16 protein-coding genes and 1 tRNA gene are annotated in these 17,025 nt (G+C 59.8%); 9 read left to right on the top strand and 8 right to left on the bottom strand.

All coding sequences use genetic code 11. The annotated features are described in order from the left end of the window. The first annotated feature begins 3 nt into the window (after nt 1-3). The 3 genes from ACI2I1_RS15315 to ACI2I1_RS15305 all read left to right on the top strand — a co-directional run bounded on the left by ACI2I1_RS15315 (nt 4) and on the right by ACI2I1_RS15305 (nt 3,374). A complete protein-coding gene (locus ACI2I1_RS15315; RefSeq protein WP_404679814.1) occupies nt 4-1,194 on the top strand; it encodes a hypothetical protein in 1,191 nt (396 codons plus the stop codon). 42 nt (nt 1,195-1,236) lie between these two features. After that, nucleotides 1,237-1,482 carry an acyl carrier protein gene (locus tag ACI2I1_RS15310; RefSeq protein ID WP_224813229.1) on the top strand — a complete coding sequence of 82 codons (246 nt, stop codon included), beginning with the start codon at nt 1,237-1,239 and terminating at the stop codon, nt 1,480-1,482. A gap of 245 nt (nt 1,483-1,727) precedes the next feature. Next, nucleotides 1,728-3,374, top strand: coding sequence for an HAD-IIIC family phosphatase (locus tag ACI2I1_RS15305; protein ID WP_404679813.1), 1,647 nt, complete (start codon nt 1,728-1,730; stop codon nt 3,372-3,374). Nucleotides 3,375-3,417: 43 nt separating this feature from the next. On the opposite strand, the gene ACI2I1_RS15300 is transcribed toward ACI2I1_RS15305, so the two are convergent. Further along, nucleotides 3,418-3,508, bottom strand: a tRNA-Ser gene (locus ACI2I1_RS15300). A 254-nt stretch (nt 3,509-3,762) separates the two neighbouring features. Here ACI2I1_RS15300 and ACI2I1_RS15295 point away from each other — a divergent pair. Genes ACI2I1_RS15295 through ACI2I1_RS15280 form a run of 4 tightly spaced genes read left to right on the top strand, consistent with a single transcriptional unit; the run spans nt 3,763 to nt 5,927 of the window. Further along, nucleotides 3,763-4,722, top strand: a complete 960-nt coding sequence (locus ACI2I1_RS15295; protein WP_404679812.1) for a peptidylprolyl isomerase — start codon at nt 3,763-3,765, stop codon at nt 4,720-4,722. A gap of 4 nt (nt 4,723-4,726) precedes the next feature. After that, a complete protein-coding gene (locus ACI2I1_RS15290; protein ID WP_404679811.1) occupies nt 4,727-5,044 on the top strand; it encodes a DUF1905 domain-containing protein in 318 nt (105 codons plus the stop codon). After that, nucleotides 5,041-5,490, top strand: coding sequence for a hypothetical protein (locus ACI2I1_RS15285; protein ID WP_404679810.1), 450 nt, complete (start codon nt 5,041-5,043; stop codon nt 5,488-5,490). The genes ACI2I1_RS15290 and ACI2I1_RS15285 overlap by 4 nt, the downstream gene beginning before the upstream one ends. Beyond that, entirely contained in the window at nt 5,487-5,927 is a 441-nt protein-coding gene (locus ACI2I1_RS15280; protein WP_404679809.1) for a hypothetical protein, read from the top strand. Before ACI2I1_RS15285 ends, ACI2I1_RS15280 begins: the two co-directional genes overlap by 4 nt. A gap of 102 nt (nt 5,928-6,029) precedes the next feature. On the opposite strand, the gene ACI2I1_RS15275 is transcribed toward ACI2I1_RS15280, so the two are convergent. The 3 genes from ACI2I1_RS15275 to ACI2I1_RS15265 form a co-directional block, all read right to left on the bottom strand. Beyond that, a complete protein-coding gene (locus ACI2I1_RS15275) occupies nt 6,030-6,395 on the bottom strand; it encodes a VOC family protein (RefSeq protein ID WP_404679808.1) in 366 nt (121 codons plus the stop codon). A gap of 10 nt (nt 6,396-6,405) precedes the next feature. Then, entirely contained in the window at nt 6,406-8,499 is a 2,094-nt protein-coding gene (locus ACI2I1_RS15270) for a RelA/SpoT family protein (RefSeq protein ID WP_404679807.1), read from the bottom strand. Between the two features lie 61 nt (nt 8,500-8,560). Further along, the gene (locus ACI2I1_RS15265; protein ID WP_404679806.1) at nt 8,561-9,508 is read right to left on the bottom strand and encodes a hypothetical protein; all 948 of its coding nucleotides are present in this window, start codon (nt 9,506-9,508) and stop codon (nt 8,561-8,563) included. A gap of 232 nt (nt 9,509-9,740) precedes the next feature. On the opposite strand from ACI2I1_RS15265, the gene fumC reads away from it, so the two are divergent. Beyond that, nucleotides 9,741-11,126 carry a class II fumarate hydratase gene (gene fumC, locus ACI2I1_RS15260; protein ID WP_404679805.1) on the top strand — a complete coding sequence of 462 codons (1,386 nt, stop codon included), beginning with the start codon at nt 9,741-9,743 and terminating at the stop codon, nt 11,124-11,126. Nucleotide 11,127: 1 nt separating this feature from the next. On the opposite strand, the gene ACI2I1_RS15255 is transcribed toward fumC, so the two are convergent. Next, the gene (locus ACI2I1_RS15255) at nt 11,128-13,032 is read right to left on the bottom strand and encodes a M1 family metallopeptidase (protein ID WP_404679804.1); all 1,905 of its coding nucleotides are present in this window, start codon (nt 13,030-13,032) and stop codon (nt 11,128-11,130) included. 176 nt (nt 13,033-13,208) lie between these two features. On the opposite strand from ACI2I1_RS15255, the gene ACI2I1_RS15250 reads away from it, so the two are divergent. Beyond that, nucleotides 13,209-14,108 (top strand): family 16 glycosylhydrolase, encoded by a 900-nt coding sequence (locus tag ACI2I1_RS15250; RefSeq protein ID WP_404679803.1) that lies wholly within the window; start codon nt 13,209-13,211, stop codon nt 14,106-14,108. Here the strand turns inward: ACI2I1_RS15250 and ACI2I1_RS15245 are convergent. The 3 genes from ACI2I1_RS15245 to hemF are packed head-to-tail and all read right to left on the bottom strand — an operon-like array spanning nt 14,090 to nt 17,002. Continuing rightward, nucleotides 14,090-14,785, bottom strand: coding sequence for a potassium channel family protein (locus ACI2I1_RS15245; RefSeq protein WP_404679802.1), 696 nt, complete (start codon nt 14,783-14,785; stop codon nt 14,090-14,092). The two genes, ACI2I1_RS15250 and ACI2I1_RS15245, sit on opposite strands and share 19 nt — an antisense overlap. After that, the gene (locus tag ACI2I1_RS15240) at nt 14,775-16,103 is read right to left on the bottom strand and encodes a TrkH family potassium uptake protein (RefSeq protein WP_221543260.1); all 1,329 of its coding nucleotides are present in this window, start codon (nt 16,101-16,103) and stop codon (nt 14,775-14,777) included. The genes ACI2I1_RS15245 and ACI2I1_RS15240 overlap by 11 nt, the downstream gene beginning before the upstream one ends. Before the next feature lie 41 nt (nt 16,104-16,144). Next, the gene (gene hemF, locus ACI2I1_RS15235; protein ID WP_404679801.1) at nt 16,145-17,002 is read right to left on the bottom strand and encodes an oxygen-dependent coproporphyrinogen oxidase; all 858 of its coding nucleotides are present in this window, start codon (nt 17,000-17,002) and stop codon (nt 16,145-16,147) included. Between the last annotated feature and the right edge of the window lie 23 nt (nt 17,003-17,025).

Here is a 17,025-nt window from a genome sequence, read left to right as displayed (position 1 = left end):
GAAATGACGAAACCGATCCGTTCATCACATTTCGTCACCGCGCAATCGGCGGCTACCGGACAAAGATCAATTTCCGCCACGCGTTGGCGGGCAGCGCGCCCAATGCTGTTCGCCGCATCGCTGATTACTGCCGTCTACCTGTCTCTGGCGGCCCTCGTCATCGCGGTGGATCCGCAAAATGTCTACAGCTGGGGCGCCGATCCGCGCATCGAGGCCGGCGATACGCCAAGGGATCTTGTCATCGACTGGATCGACGTGGCCGCCAAGGATCAGTCCTACAACACTTTCCTCGTCGGGAGTTCGGTGACTGCCATGTACTCCCCTGCTTATATGCAGAGCGTACTGGGGCAAGATGCGCGGGTCATGAATCTCAGCTACGGCGGCCCCCGTCCCCGCGACCGGGACCTTGTGCTCGGCCAGCTCGCCGACAACCCAAACCTGCGGCATCTCATCCTGACCTTCGACTGGACCTATATACAGGATCCGGAAGTCACCAACCGTGGCTTCCCCGCCTTTCTTTACGACGACGATCTGACCAACGATCTCCGTATGGTCAATTTGCCAACTATCCGGAGGACGTTCGATGTCTTGGCGGGCAACCAGACCTACAGCAACCCGGACGATACGACTTACAAGTCTTATATCGATACCATGTACGATGGCTTTCAGCAGCCGTCGCAAATGGCAGAAATCACACGCGTGATAGAGCGCGGCCGTGGCCGGGTCGGTGCTCTCAGCGGGCGGAATTGCGACAGCTTCCATGCCATCAATGATCAGCTAATCCCGCGACTGCGATCCTTCGCCAAGCGAGGCGTGCGGGTCGACATACTCGTACCTATTGCATCCTATGCCTTCTATTATGTCCGCCAGAACGACATCAGCCCGACCCTGCTCGACGAGCAGCTGGTCGCGCGCCGTTGCTTGGTAAATGCTGCGGCCGATCTTTCGAATGTCAGAATTTTCGCCTTCGACGACGATCCCGTCATTGCCGGCGACCTCGCAAATTTTCGTGAGGTCGGCCATGTCTACGATCCTGCCATCCTCCACCGCTTTGTGAGCGCTCTGTCGACCGACAGCAATCGATTGACCCGTCAAAATTTGGCGGAACACGAGCAGGCCGTTCGTTCGGCAGTCGAAAATTATCGCACCACCAACAGCCAACTCGGCCGAGTGAATGCAGACTCCACGTTCTAGACCAAGCGTTTGCGCTGCCTGCAAGCCGGAAGGATAAGCAATATGTCGGATTACCAAGCCATTCTCGACCAGGTTGCCGAGATAATCAGGGACATTTTCGATGAGTACGAAGGCCCTGTCACCATGGAAACAACCGCCAACGATGTTGCCCAATGGGACAGCCTCTCTCACGTTCGTCTGATGGTGATGATCGAGATGGAGCTCGGCGTCCATTTCAGCACTTCGGAGATGCAGAGCTTCAAGAATCTTGGCGACCTCGTCAGAGCGTCGGCGAAGCAGAAGGCATGATAAAAGAGCGTTTCCTCTGGCGGCCTCCGCTTGCCGAAAACTGGGCTGATCGATTGGCCGCCGTCGAAGCGCTTGTAAGCTCCGGGCAGGAACCGGACTATATTTCCCTGAAAACTCTCGCCAATCAAAGATTAGGCATGCGCGAACATTTGCGGATGGAGCGCCTTGCACAAAAAGTAAAAAAGCAGGCCCTCATGCCTCAAGGGTTCGCTCCGATAACGCTTGGCCTCCTTGGCAACCGTACCTTGAGCTTTCTTCGAGGCCCGCTGACCGCCGCTGGCCTGGCGCGCGGTCTGGATATTTCCGCTCTCGAAGCTCCCTATGACAGTGTCGCCAGCTACGCCTATTCCCCGGTCGACTGCTTCGGTCAGCCACTCGACGCTTTGCTGGTCATACTCGACGAGAGCGCAATTTCCGGGCAGCGTGTCATCCTCGATCACGAAGCCGAGAAAGCCGCGCTGGCCGAAGCGGCGGAGCTCGTGATGACGCTAGCAGCCGCTGCGAGAGAAAAATCTGGGTGCCGGGCCATCTTCGCTACTCTTCCGGGTTCCGACCAGATCTCGTCATCCGATCTTGCAACACCTGGCTCGATGGCTCGCTTCAGGCAGCGCTTCAATCTCCTGCTGGCGGATGGGGCGCACGAGGGAAAGTGGCTGCTGTGGGATCAGGCGGCCCTCGCCGACCGAGTGGGTCTTGACGAATGGCTCGATCCGGTCCGCTATCACGCGGCGAAAACACTTTTCAGTGTTGATGCATGCCCACTGGCCGCAGACAATATCGCGGCACTGCTGGCCGCGATGAAGGGCAAGGCTGCGCGCGGCCTCGTGCTCGATCTCGATAACACGCTGTGGGGCGGCGTCATCGGCGACGATGGGCTTGCTGGAATAAGGCTCGGTCAGAATTCTCCTGAAGGGGAAGCCTTTGTGGCGTTTCAGAACTTCGTCCTAAGCCTGCGCAACCGGGGCGTCGTGTTGGCGGTCTGTTCCAAGAACGCCGACGATATAGCGCGCGAACCCTTTCGCGCCCATTCCGAGATGGTCATCAAAGAAAACCATATTGCCGTGTTCCAGGCGAATTGGAGCGACAAGGCGACGAACATCAAGACCATCGCCGAAACGCTGAGCCTCGGCCTCGAATCGCTCGCATTCGTGGACGACAATTCCGCCGAACGTGAAAGGGTGCGGCAAGAACTTCCGCTAGTCTCGACAATCGAGGTGGGCGACGATCCCTCTTTCTTCATCCAGCGAATCTCGCATTCAGGATTGTTCGATCACCTCCCGCTCAATCAGGAAGATATCGCACGGGCGGAAAGCTATGGCGGCCGTGCGGCCGCCGCCGAAATCCGTGCGCGGATCGGTAATTACGAAGATTACCTGACCTCGCTCTCCATGCGCATGTCCATCGCCCCCTTCGACGGCGCCGGGCGTAGCCGGATTACGCAGCTGATCAACAAATCCAACCAATTCAACCTCACCACGCGCCGCTATGGCGAGGAGGAAGTGCGTGAATTTGAAGAAAACCCTGACGTGATAGGCTGGCAGGTTGGGTTGGAGGACAAGTTTGCCCGGCACGGCATGATCGGCGTAGTTATCGTGCGCAAGGAAGATACTTCATGGACAATCGACAGTTGGCTGCAATCCTGCCGCGTGCTCGAACGCGGGGTGGAGCAATGCGTCATGAACGCGCTGTTCGACTCCGCTGCTGCGGCAGGCATTGAGCAAATTCGCTCCACCTATATACCCACTGACCGCAACGCCATGGTGGCTGATTTTTACCCACGGCTCGGCTTTCCTGCAGGCGACGATCAGACTGATGGATCGGTGCGTTATTCATGCGCGGTGGCGGATTATGTGCCGCACCGTACATTCATCGAAATATACCAAGCAGGATAACGGATGTCAGCGCAGCCTAACGGCGGGCCCGAGGAAACGTAAGTGGCGGAGCAGGAGGGATTCGAACCCTCGATACGGGGTTACCGTATACACACTTTCCAGGCGTGCGCCTTCGACCACTCGGCCACTGCTCCGCATCCCGGAACGCGCGCCTCTAGCGGGCAATGACGAGCGGCGCAACTGCTTCCATAGCCACATTTGCATCTGCCAAGAATGCGACGAGCCGTGGGAACCCAAGTAAGCAGGCAATAGTTGCTGCTATACCCCCGAGTCACGGTGTTGCGCGGAATGACATTTCCTTCGAACGCCGTACAATGCCCCTTTCCGCCCACCAAAACGCGCGGGAAGGGGCTTTTCTTTTGCACACTTGGTGGCAAGCTGACCCGCGATGAACAAGCACCTAATCTCGCTCGCTGCAACGCTCGCCCTCACCACTCCGGTTTTTGCCCAGAATCAAACCGCGCCAAGTCCCGGCGAAATAGTGGATCGAGCCTCTCAAGATGAATGGGTGAAAATCGCGGCAGAAGATCTGGTGATAATGACGCTGGCACCAGATTCCCACGGCCAGCCGCGCGAGGTAATGATCCAACTCATTCCCGAACCTTTCAGCCAAGGCTGGGTCAAGAACATCCGCACCCTGGCCCGCGCGGGCTGGTACGACGACATCACCATCAACCGCGTACAAGACAATTACGTCGTCCAGTGGGGCGACCCCAATTACGACAACCCGGAAGCGGAAGGGGAGGCAAAGCCGCTGCCAGAGGGGCTGCGGACGATTGACGAGGAAGACTATACGTCCCCAGTCACGAGCATTCGGATAGGGGATATGCCGCCCGAAGGTTATGGTAGGACGAGGGGCGATGCCTATGCCGCATGGACCGAGTTATACAAAGGCTGGCCAATTGCGTCAGACGGAAAAAAGGACTGGCCTGTTCACTGTTACGGCATGGTTGGCGTTGGTCGCGGGATGTCTCCCGATACCGGCACCGGGGCTGAGCTTTATACAGTGATCGGTCATGCGCCGCGCCATCTAGATCGTAATATCGCGCTTGTCGGACGGATCGTCGAGGGGATGGAGCACCTCTCCTCCCTGCCACGCGGGTCAGGCGCATTGGGGTTTTATACGGCGAAAGAGAGCAGCAAGCGAACGCCCATCATGTCGGTCCGCATCGCAAGTGACCTGCGCGCCGGAGAGCGCCCATCGTTCGAGTATCTTTCGACGGAAGGCGAAAAATTCGCCGAGTATGCTGACGCCCGCGCCAATCGCCGGGACCCATTCTTTATCACTGCCGCGGGCGGCGCGGATATCTGCAACATCCCTGTACCTGTGCGGCGCACCGCTCGCTAAAATCGTGCCAGACCCATTGGCCACCAATGCCACACTGCGGAAATGGCAGGGAAGTCGCGGAACCTACCATCTCATTACGCTGGCCGGTTCGGCGGCTGAAGCCATCGAGATGCACGAACGGCTCCACCGACTGGAGTTTGGCGCCCGGCGCGGTTTCGGATCGGTAAAGGTTATGGCGCAGGTTGGTGAAACCGCATGGAAGACCTCCGTCTTTCCCCAGCAGGGCAAGACCGAATGGGTACTTCTCGTCTCGAAAAAAGTCATGCGAGCAGAGGACCTGTCCGAGGGCGACAGGATCGCACTTGAGCTGGATTTGCTGTGAAGCGCCGCGGCCAGCATCATCTCGCGCTAGCCTGGTTGGTGGCCGGCGGGCTCGGAGTAGGAGCAGCAACCGTCCTATCGAGCCTTTTCCTGCCCCATGAAAGCCTCTGGCACGCCCTCGCAGCCCCGCAAGAAGATGGCACCTGGCAATTCACCATGATCGACGACCGCTATGTCCGTGCCGATGGATACAGTGTCCGCATTCATTGGGGCGAGGTGATCGCCGGATATGACGGCTGCAACAATTGGGGCACAAGCGACGGCAATGTGCTCGACAATGGCGAGCGCATCATCACCATCGATTTGCAGGAGTGCGCGTCACAGCCAACGGATGAAGCGTATTTGCAGCTGACCCGGGCGACCGCCACCATGACCTTGAAAGGCTCCCGCTTGATGCTGCACGACGAGCTTCATCGCGGCGAATTGCGACGAGTCGAGGCGCGATGATTAGGAAGCCAACCGTTGGCCAGCATCACAAGGGCCTGGCTCGGGTGACACTGGCAGGTCTTGCCGTGGCACTGGTGCTGGCTGTCGGCGGAATGTTCATACCTCATGGCGAAACCGTTTGGCACCTCATCGCGGCACCGGAAGAAGACGGTTCCTGGCATTTCGTCAGCATAGACGGAATCGATGTGCGAGAGGCGAACTATGCCGTGAGCCTTCGCTGGGGCCGGATCCGCGGCTGGAACGACGGCTGCAATGCCTGCGGTTGGAGCGATGAGGGTCAGCGCATATGCACGCTGGCCCTGTGCATCAAGCAGCCAAATGAACGGCTGTTCCGCCTATGGCCGCAAAGCACTCCTACCATCCAGGTTAAAGGCGACCGGCTCTTTCTGACGATTCCCGGACACACCGCCGAACTGGTCCGCAAGCCCATCCACTGATGGTGCATTGCCTCCATGCACGGCGTGAGATGGCGTTCGGATTAGGTTATCATGTGCCAGCGCTGGAGTAGGCTGCAGCCGCTTTTGGCCCCAGATAAAAGTTCAGAACTTTTCCATCAATTCGATGCGATTGCCAAACGGATCGACAATGTCGCCCCGGCGATAGCCTTCCAGCGGTTTGCCGGGTTTGAAAGCTACGCCTGCAGCTTGCAACTTGGCAACCAGTGCGCCGAGGTTTTCGACCAGTAAAGCGGGATGCGCACGGCGTGCGGGCAGGAAGGCGTCTTCCACGCCGCAGTGAATGGCCACGCCTTCCCCTTCGAACCAGCAGCCGCCATTTATCGCCAGATGTGAAGGCTTAGGTACCTCGCTTAGGCCCATCGGGCCAGTCCAGAATTCGCGCGCATTCCATTCTCCGCCATGTGGCATGGCCAGTTGGACGTGGTCGATGCCGGTAATCAGGCTCATTGATTTTGCCTCACGCCCGCTCCGCCTGCGCGACGGCGTCGCTTGCCCGCAGCGCGCTGAGGATACGGCTGAGATGCGCCAGATCCTGCACTTCCAGATCGACCTCGTAAGTCGTGAACGGGTGATCGAGCTGCGTCTGGTCCAGGCTGGTCACGTTGACCACGTTCTTGGCGAAGATGCCCGCCATCTCGGCCAGCGTGCCGGGCCGGTCGTAAAGCGTCACGCGCAAACGCCCGACGGCCCCCCGCGAACGCCGCCCCCAGCTGAGGTCGAGCCAGTCGTTATCGATTCCGGTGGCAAGTCGGTGACAGTCGATCGCATGGACCTCGACCGCCTCGTCTTCCTTGCGCAGTCCCACGATCCGGTCACCCGGAACCGGATGGCAGCAATCCGCCAAGGTATAGCCGACACCCGGAGTCAGGCCGCGTATGGAAAGCGACTTACCATTGCGCAGCCATTCGTCATCTTCCTCGGCCATCCCATCGGTCGAACCAGGGATCAGCGCTTCCATCACCTCGCGATCTTTGATCTTGGCCGAACCGATGGCGTAATAAAGGTCTTCAGCATCGTTCATTTCCAGCCGCTTCAGCGCTTCGCGTAGCGCTTTCTTGCCCACCTTGCCGGGCAAGCGGGTGGTGATCTCGTCGTAGAGCTTCTGACCGATATCGGCGACTTCATCGCGTTCCTTCTGACGGACAGCACGTCGGATGGCGGCGCGCGCCTTGCCAGTCACCACGAAGCCCAGCCAGCTCATCTGCGGCTCGGCATTCTTGCCCTTCAGAATTTCGACCACATCGCCATTGTTGAGCTGCGTGCGCAGCGGCATGTGGCGCCCGTTGATCTTCGCCCCCACCGTTTGCGCGCCGAGATCAGTGTGGACGGCGAAAGCGAAATCGACCGCCGTCGATCCCTTGGGCAGCTGGAATAGTGCCCCCTTGGGAGTGAAGGCGAAAATGCGATCCTGGTAAATCGCCATGCGTGTGTGCTCGAGAAGTTCTTCGGCATCCTGACTGGTGTCGATAATCTCGATAAGGTCGCGCAGCCAGCCAACCGCACCATCCGGCCGATCCCCCTGCTTGTAGGCCCAATGAGCCGCGAGCCCGAATTCGTTGGTCCGGTGCATTTCACGCGTGCGAATCTGCACCTCGACGCGCATCGATTTCCCATAGATCAGCGAAGTATGAAGGCTGCGATAGCCATTCGTCTTCGGCGTCGAGATATAGTCCTTGAACTTGCCAGGTAGAAATTGCCACGTCGTGTGCAGAACGCCTAGCGCTCGGTAGCAATCCGCCACATCATCGCAGATGACGCGGAAAGCCATGATGTCGGTGACCTGGTCGAAAGACACGTGGCGTTCCGCCATCTTCCGCCAGATCGAATAGGGATGCTTTTCTCGCCCCGACACTTCGACTTGCATACCGGCTTCTGCCAGCGCGTGCTTCATGTCGAGAGCGATGGCATCGACCTGTCCGCCATCCTCCTCGCGGATCTGCTTCAGGCGGTTGGTTATAGTGGCATAGGCTTCGGGCTCGATCTGCTCGAACGCGAGCAACTGCATTTCCCGCATGTATTCGTACATGCCCACCCGCTCTGCGAGAGGGGCGTAGATATCCATCGTCTCACGTGCGATGCGGCGGCGCTTTTCCGGTTTCTTGATGAAATGGAGCGTGCGCATATTGTGCAGCCGATCGCCCAGCTTCACCAGCAGAACGCGGATATCCTCGCTCATGGCGAGTAGGAACTTGCGCAGGTTCTCCGCTGCCCGTTCGTTCTCGGGCATCTGCTCGATCTTCGAAAGCTTTGTCACCCCGTCGACCAGACGCGCGACCTCGCCCCCGAAATTGGTCTCGATATCGTCGATTGTGGCGAGTGTGTCCTCCACCGTATCGTGCAACAGCGCGGTGACGATGGTTTCCTGATCGAGTTTGAGATCCGTCATCAATCCGGCCACTTCGACCGGGTGACTAAAATAGGGATCGCCCGATGCGCGTGTCTGTGTGCCGTGTTTCTGAACGGTATAGACATAGGCGCGATTGAGCATCGCCTCGTCGGCATCGGGGTCGTAATCGAGGACCCGCTCTACGAGTTCGTACTGGCGCAACATGGTCGGATCACGATGTGGGCAAACAGAGTTGCAATGCAACGAAAAAGCGCGGGCGTCGCTTTCAAATATGCTTTTCCAGCTGGAGCAAGAGGCTGGCTGGATTGTCGAGCCTGAAAGCCACTCTTTCGACCATGCGCGCCTTGCCGAAGAGCGGGCGATATTCCAGCGGCCATGAAAGGCGCAGAACGACGTTGGGAGGAGAGAGGATGGCCGCGTTCAGGACAGTCGCCTGCCGCGTTTTCGCATCACTGATTGATGGCTCGATAGCAGCAATGGCGTTCAGAGGCACAGTAAAGTCCACAAAGCTCCCGCCGCGCACACGCAGGCCTTCGGCCTCGAGCAGCACTGGATAGAGCCGAAAGGCTTTCATCATCGCGATAATGAAGAGCGCACCCCAGACGCCCAGGCCGAGCAGCAATAGCGCGGCGGTTTCGCTCCAATGGCTGACGAGAAGGTCCACCACCACGATCTCGATCAATTGCAGCACCAGAAAAGTGGCGGCCAGCGGGTTGATGACTTTGTGATAAGCGAATGCCTGCGCGTTGGGAGGCACATGAGGTTGCGCCTTCCAACTGAACAGCGCCAGTCGCATCATTGCGCCTTCATACACGGCGAAGCGCACCAGTTTTTCCGGCAGGACAACGCATGCCGCGGCTTGCATTGAGCGTGTGCGGCGAAAGGCTTGGACGGCGAGATGCAGGCTCCAACTCACATAGGCGATGATCGTGAGCCCCATGGCGACAAGCAAAGCCTTCATATCGAGCAAGGCCGATCTGACAGGCATAGCTGCCGAAACGGTGGCGATGACGCAGCCAAGCGCAATCGCTCCCAATAGCGCGCGCAGATCGGGATTTTTAGTCGGCGCCTTGGCTAACAGCGCAAGCGCCAGAGCGTCGGCGGCAATCCAGACAAACAAGAGCGCCGCAGTGCGCGGATAGCGCGCGGCAAGGTCGCTATGTGTCGCAAATCGAGCGGATAGTATGGCGAAAAAGGGGGCGAGAAGCACCAACAGTGGCACCGCCTTGGAGACAGAACGAGAGGTCACCAATGCGACCCGCAGGGATCGGCGGTAATGGCGGGCCTTTGCCCTTCCGGTGCATGCTGCCACGGCATGCCTTGAGAATAGATCGCTTCAACCGATCTGAAAAGAGCGAACCTCCGAACACCCCCATACAGGTGGCAAGGCCTCGCTCTAGTCACTAGCTTGAAGGTCAACCGACAGCATCCTAGCGAGGCCGACCATGAGCGACATGAGAACCGAAACCGATTCCCTCGGGCCCATCGAAGTGCCTGCGGATGCCTATTGGGGTGCGCAGACGCAGCGCAGCCTGGAGAACTTCCCCTTCCCTCCGCACCAGCGCATGCCGCTTCAGATCGTGCATGCCCAAGCGACCGTCAAACAGGCGGCCGCCCGCGTCAATCGCAGGCACGGGCTGGACACCAAACTGGCACATGCGATCGAGGATGCGGCTGAAGCAATCCGCCGAGGTGAGCATGACGACCAGTTTCCCCTGACCATTTTCCAGACTGGAAGTGGCACGCAAACGAACATGAACATCAATGAAGTGATCGCCGGTATTGCCAACGAAGCTCTAAACCAGACGCGGGGCGGTAAGGAGCCGGTCCATCCCAACGATCACGTCAACAAGTCGCAAAGCTCGAACGACAGTTTTCCGACCGCGCTGCACATCGCCGCCCTCATGGCTGCACGGGAAACTCTGCTGCCGTCGCTGGAAAAACTCCATCAAGCGCTGGCAGCCAAATCACAATGCTTTGAGAAGCTCGTGAAGATCGGCCGCACCCATACGCAAGATGCAACGCCGCTGACACTCGGCCAGGAATTTTCAGGCTATGCCGCTCAGATTGACAGCTGCCGCAAGCGGATCGAGGACTCGCTTAGCCGCGATCTCGCGGCACTGGCTATCGGGGGCACTGCGGTCGGAACAGGGCTGAATGCACCCGAGCGGTGGAGCGCGGAAATGGTGGAGCAAATCAACGCCATCACGGGCGAAGCCTTCCGACCCGCCGAAAACACTTTCGAACAGCTGGCCGCGAAAGACGGGCTCGTGTCGTTTTCCGGCACTCTCAACACGCTAGCCGTCGCACTCAACAAGATTGCCAATGATATCCGGCTTTTGGCATCCGGGCCGAGATCGGGCCTGGGCGAACTGTCGCTGCCGGCGAATGAGCCGGGAAGCTCGATCATGCCGGGCAAGGTCAACCCAACACAGGTGGAAATGCTGACCATGGTGGCCGCGCAGGTCATCGGAAACCATCAGGCGGTGACCGTCGGCGGCATGCAGGGTCAGTTCGAACTCAACACTTTCATGCCGCTGATCGGATCCAATGTCCTGCGTTCGATCGAGCTGCTCGCCATCGGCATGGACAGCTTTGCCAGCCGCTGCGTCGAAGGGATCGAGGCGAACAAGGATCGCATCGCCGAGCTGGTCGACCGCTCGCTCATGCTCGTGACCGCATTGGCACCCGAGATCGGCTACGACAACGCGGCGAAGATCGCCAAGCATGCGCTGGCCAATGGGCAAACCTTGAAGGAAGCCGGTCTCGAGCTCGACCTTGTCGATGCCGAAACCTTTGACCGGCTCGTCCGCCCTCAGGATATGGTCTGACCTAGCCCGCCATTCCCAGCACCCGGTCCACTGCCCCGCGCGTCACGGCGTGGTAGCTCGGGCGCGTCTTGGCGTAGATCCGTTTCGCGATCGGGCGCCCCCATTCGCCTTCGCTCCATAGAACCTGGAATAGCGGGCGCACGAACTTTGCTCGCCCGACGCGGGCGAGGAACTGCTCCGCCTGAGGCACGGCCGGTTCATAGCGATTGGCCAGCGCCAGTTCGAGCCACAGGAACAGGATCTCGTTGTTCTGGGTAGTCGAGAGACCCAACTGCCGATCCAGTTCAGACAACTGCGCCGCGCTGCGCTCCTTCGGGATATTATCGAGGAAACGCATGCGCTCGGCGCTGGTCCATCCGTTGTAAGCTGCCGGAATCGAGCTGGATGCGGCATAAGCCTGCACTGCACTGTCGACCTCAGCGAAGGCCGCAGGGTCCGGACGGGCCACATTGGAGGGTAAGCCCGGCTGGAAAATCCATTCCCGCAAAGCCAGCTGCTCGGCTTCGGCATCGTTGCGCACGAGGTTCGCCATCATGTCGTCATAAAAGAGCTGGCTCGTGGCGGGCTGGAAGGCGTGATTGTCGAACCACTGGCGCAGCCACGCATCGAACCGCTCACGTCCGACGATGCTTTCGACCGTCCGCAGGAAGAAATGTCCTTTGTCGTAAGTGATGGCGCTGCCGATCTCGGCCCCGTCGGTGCTGTGGTGCAGCGCAGTGCCCGGCGCATTCATGCCGACTTCGGCCAGCGTTTCCTCGATATTGGCGAAAGACAGCGCGGCTTCCTGTTCGGCGCGCTTCTTGCCGTATACGGCTTCCACGATCCGGTTCTCGAAATAGGAGGTCACACCTTCGTTCAGCCAGCTGTCTTCCCAGACTGCATTGGTGACCAGATTGCCCGACCAGCTATGCGCCAGCTCGTGCGCCACAAGCCCGTTGTTCGACCGATCGCCCGCGATGAAGGTCGGCGTGAGGAAAGTCATCACCGGGTTTTCCATCCCGCCATAAGGGAAGGACGGTGGCAGCACGATCATGTCATAGCGGCCCCAGCGATAATCGCCGTAGAGTTCTTCCGCTGCCTCGACCATTTCTTCCGTATCGCCCACCTCGGCGCGCGCGCGCGCCAGTGTGGACGGCTCGGCCCAGACACCGGTGCGCGGACCGATCGCGGCGAAGTCGATATCGCCTGCGGCAATCGCTATGAGATACGGCGGGACTGGCTTGTCCATGACGAAGCGGAAAGCGCGGCGGCCGTTGCCAAGATCTTCGGGCTCGCCCTGACGGACGCCGCTCATCACCACATCGAGCGGCTTGGGTGCGGTGATGCGCGCTGCCCATGTCTGACGGATGCCGGGGCTGTCCTGCGTGGGGATCCAGGTCCGATTGAGAATCGCCTGCCCCTGACTGAAGAGATAGCGATACTGACCGCCCGCCGTCTGTTCGGGAGTCAGCCATTGCAGCGCCTCGGCATTGGGAGCGGAGGCGTACTGAATCTGCACTTCGCGGGCGTTGCCCATGGTAATCGTGAGCGGCGCGCCCTTGCCGCCTTCGCTGACGGTATCGCCCAGCTTCCAAGCCAGCGGATTGCCCGCGCCGTCGCGCACCCCCACAATCTCCAGTCCATTGGAATCGAGCACGATCGCACCCGCATCGGGCCGCGCGAGGATATCGAGATTGGCGACGCCGGTCACTCGCTTGCGATCGAAATCGAGCGCCAGGTCAAGATCGACATGCGTCACCCGAGCCACCTGTGGCTGCGCATAGGTCATGCTGTCCACCGCATCGGCACCGGTCAGGATCGGCGAGACCATCGGTTCACCCGCCGTCATCGATCCGCCTTCCGACGGAACGGTAGTGCAAGCGGTGCTGGCAAGCAGCAGCGAAAGGGCAGTGGCGATGCGACGCATGGAATTCTCCTGAAAAACCTCGGAGCCGGCATGGGCCGGCCTTGTCCAAATGCTGCAATGCCTATTGCCGATCCGGGCGCGCTTATCCAGCCCGAGACGTGCAATCGTACCCGAAGGCTGGCCTTCTCCCCAAGGATCGGCCATGAGAACGTTCACAGAAATCTTGGGAGAGGTTCATGATCCGCACTATCTTCACTGCCCTGCCCTCAGCACTTGCGCTCGCAACCGCAGGGCCGCTTTCCGCGCAATCAACGCAAATGCCGACCTCGCCGCACGGCGAACCTTCGGCGGAGCGTGAGTTGCTCTTCGCAGACGAATTCAACACTGGCACGCTCGACCGGGACAAATGGATTGTCATCGGCACCGACTTCTGGGTCAACAACGAACAGCAGGCCTATGTCGACGACCCAGCGACTATCAATTTCATCGACGGGATCGAAGGAGCCGATGGCGGCGTGCTGATGCTGCGCCCGGTATTCAAGCCGGGCATTGATCCGAACCGGGACCGCAAGGCAGCTTTCCTGTCAGGCCGGATCGAGACGCAGGGAAAGTTCGACTTCGAACATGGCCGCGCGGAAGCGCGGATAAAGATGCCTGCCAATGTCGGGGTCTGGCCCGCCTTCTGGCTACTCGGCAACGACAAATGGCCGGGCACGGGCGAGATCGACATTATGGAATATGTCGGCGAAAAGGATTGGGTCGGCGTGGCCCTGCACGGCCCCGGCTACTCAGGCGAGACGCCGCTGGTAAACAAGTTCTTCTTTCCTGAAGGCGTTGATGTCACGAGCTGGCATACCTACGCCGTGGAATGGACCGACCGGCAGATCGACTTCCTGATCGACGGTCATGTCCACTACCGCGTTACCCGCCCGATGGTGGAGAATTATGGCGACTGGCGCTTCGACAATGAGAAATACCTGATTCTCAATTTCGCGATGGGCGGTGCCTATCCGTTCAAGACCAACCGGATCGAAGAACCTTACAACGGCGTACCGCAGGATACAGTCGATGCGGTGAAGTCGGGCGAGGTCGCGATGCTGGTCGACTGGGTCAGGGTCTACGCCCCCGAAGGCTGAGGTTCCGCAGTAGAGGGCTGCAGCGCGGCGAAGGCCTCAAGGTTTTCCACCTTGCCGGATACCACCAGCAGGTCGCCCGGCATGATTAGCGTGTCGGGTATGGCGTGGATGAAATCCTCGCCGCGGCGCTTCACGCCGATCACGGTGACATCGAATTTCTTGCGGCATTCGCTGGTCACCAGCGGCAGGCCAACGATGGTTTCGGGCGCGGCCACGCGAGCAATGGCGAAGTCGTCACCGAAGCTGATAAAATCGAGCAGGCGCTCATTCAGCATCCGCGCCACGCGCTCACCCATGCGCTGTTCGGGAAAAACGACATGATGTGCACCGGTCCGCTCTAGGATGCGGCCGTGGTTTTCATTGGTCGCCTTGGCCCAGATATTCTGCACACCGAGATCCGAAAGCGCCAGCACAGCCAGCACGCTCGCCTCGATATCGCTGCCAATGCCGACCACGACGGATTCGAAACTGTTCGCCCCGAGCTTGTCGAGGCAGCGTGTATCGGTGCAGTCAGCCTCGACGACCTGTGTCAAATGCGGCGCATACTCCTGGACCCGCGTCCCGTCATGATCGACGCCCAGCACCTCGTGCCCCATCCGCTCCAGCGTGCGGGCGACCGAACCGCCGAAACGGCCAAGGCCGATAACCAGGACGGGATTACGCTTCTTAGCCGACAATGGGATCCTCCTCGGGATAACGGAACGGTCGAGGTTCGCCGCCTAGTGCCAAGGCCGTCGCAACGGTAATGGTTCCCACGCGGCCGACGAACATCAGGAAGGCAAGCACACCCAGCGCCGTGGGCGGCAGCTTGGCGGTGATGCCGGTGGACAGGCCGACGGTCGAGAAGGCGGAGATAGTCTCGAACAAAACGTCCTCCATCGGCAAGCGGGTAATGGCGAGGATATACATCGATGCCAGCATGATCAGCACCGATGCGGCGACGGTCACCGTCAGGGCCTGCCGCTCAACACCGTAGCCGAGCCGCCGACCGAATATCTCCGCATCGCGCCGCCCGCCAATTTCGGACGCCACAACCGCCAGCAGGACAACAAAAGTGGTGATCTTGATCCCGCCCGCGGTGCCCGCGCTTCCCCCGCCGATAAACATTAGAACATAGTTCATCAGCAATGTCTCTCCGCGGAAAGCGCCGACATCCAGGCTATTGAAGCCTGCCGTGCGCGGCATGACCGAATGGAAGGCGGCATTGAGCAGCTTTGCGCTGGTGCCCATGGGGCCGAGAGTAGCGGGGTTCGTCCATTCCTTCGCCGCAATCGCCACGAAGCCGACGAGCAGCAGGGCAACCGTCGTTGTCAGCGTGATCTTCGAATGCAGCGTCCACGCCCGCCACGAGAAGCCGTGGTGGCGCACGTCCTGCATCACCGGGAAACCGAGCGCGGTGATGATGACCGAAAGCATGATCGGTACCAGGATCACACTGTCTTTCTGATAGCTCATCACACTGTCGGAAAAGCTTGAAAAGCCCGCATTGTTGAACGCGCTGACTGAATGAAACACGCCGTGCCACAGGGCTTGCTCGAAGGGGAAGTCGTAAGCGAGCATGAAGCGCAGTGTCAGGATCAGTGCGACCACACCTTCCACTGTAAGGGTGACCTTGAAGACGAGAGCCAATACGGACCGGGCATCGCCCACCTCCAGCCGGCTGCGCTCCACGCTGGTTGCGATCCTTTCCCGCAGTCCGAAGCCGCGTCCCGCCATCAGGCCGAACAGCGTCGCTGCCGTCATGATACCAAAACCGCCGACCTGGAACAGCAGCAGGATCACTCCCTTGCCGAAAGCTGTCCAATAGGTTGCTGTATCCACCACGATGAGGCCGGTGACAGAAACAGCAGAGGTCGAGGTGAAGAAGGCCGTGACGCCCGAAGCGCCCCGCCCGTCTACCGTGGCGAAAGGCAGCATGAGCAGCCCCGCTCCCACGAGTATTGCCGCAGCGAAGAGAAGAGGAATCAGGCGAACCGGGTCGCTAAACGCGCGCATCGGGAGCTCCTACGCCGATGTTGCGGCACCGAAAAGCGCAATCAGCTCCAGGTCGCCTCGGGCGGCAGGCTCATCAGAATCGCATCGATATTGCCACCGGTCTTCAGGCCGAACAGCGTTCCCCGATCGTAGACGAGATTGAATTCGGCATAGCGCCCGCGCCATTCGAGTTGCTGGGCTTTGTCGGCGGGCGTGAATTCCTGCTTCATCCGGCGGCGGACTAGCTTAGGATAAATGTCGAGGAACGCCTCGCCGACATCCTTCGTGAAAGCGAGATTGCGGCCGAAGCCCACTTCATCCTCGCACTCCAGGTGATCGTAGAAGATGCCTCCCACACCGCGATGAACGCCGCGGTGGGGAATATAGAAATAATCGTCCGCCCATTTCTTGAAGCGGTCGTAATAGGTCGGGTTATGGGCCGCGCAGGCCGCCCGGAAGCGGGCGTGGAATTCCTCAGTATCCTCTTCGTAAGGCAGCGGCGGATTGAGATCCGCCCCGCCGCCGAACCAGGCCGCTTGGGTGGTGAGGAAGCGGGTGTTCATATGCACGGCTGGCACATGCGGGTTTGCCATATGCGCAACCAGGCTGATGCCGGTCGCCGTGAAACCGGGGTTCTCTTCGCTTGCACCGTTGATCGACGCAGCGAACTCGGGCGCGAAATTGCCGCGCACGGTGGATACGTTAACGCCGACCTTTTCGAAGACTTTACCCTTCATGAGTCCCCGCGTGCCGCCGCCTGGATCTTCATTACCCTCTTCCACGCGGTTCCAGCTGTCGTACTGAAACACAGCCGCGCTACCGGCCTCGCGCTCGATCGCCTCGAACTCTGCGCAGATACGATCGCGCAGGGTTTCGAACCATGTGCGCGCGGTTTGGGTTTGCTCGGTCCAGTCGGTCATGCACAAGCCCTTGCCATTGCGGC

This window comes from Qipengyuania sp. NPDC077563 (assembly GCF_044901345.1).
Lineage (GTDB): Bacteria > Pseudomonadota > Alphaproteobacteria > Sphingomonadales > Sphingomonadaceae > Qipengyuania > Qipengyuania aestuarii.
The sequence above is the reverse complement of the archived record's forward strand: the minus strand, read 5'-3'. Positions and strand labels throughout refer to the sequence as shown.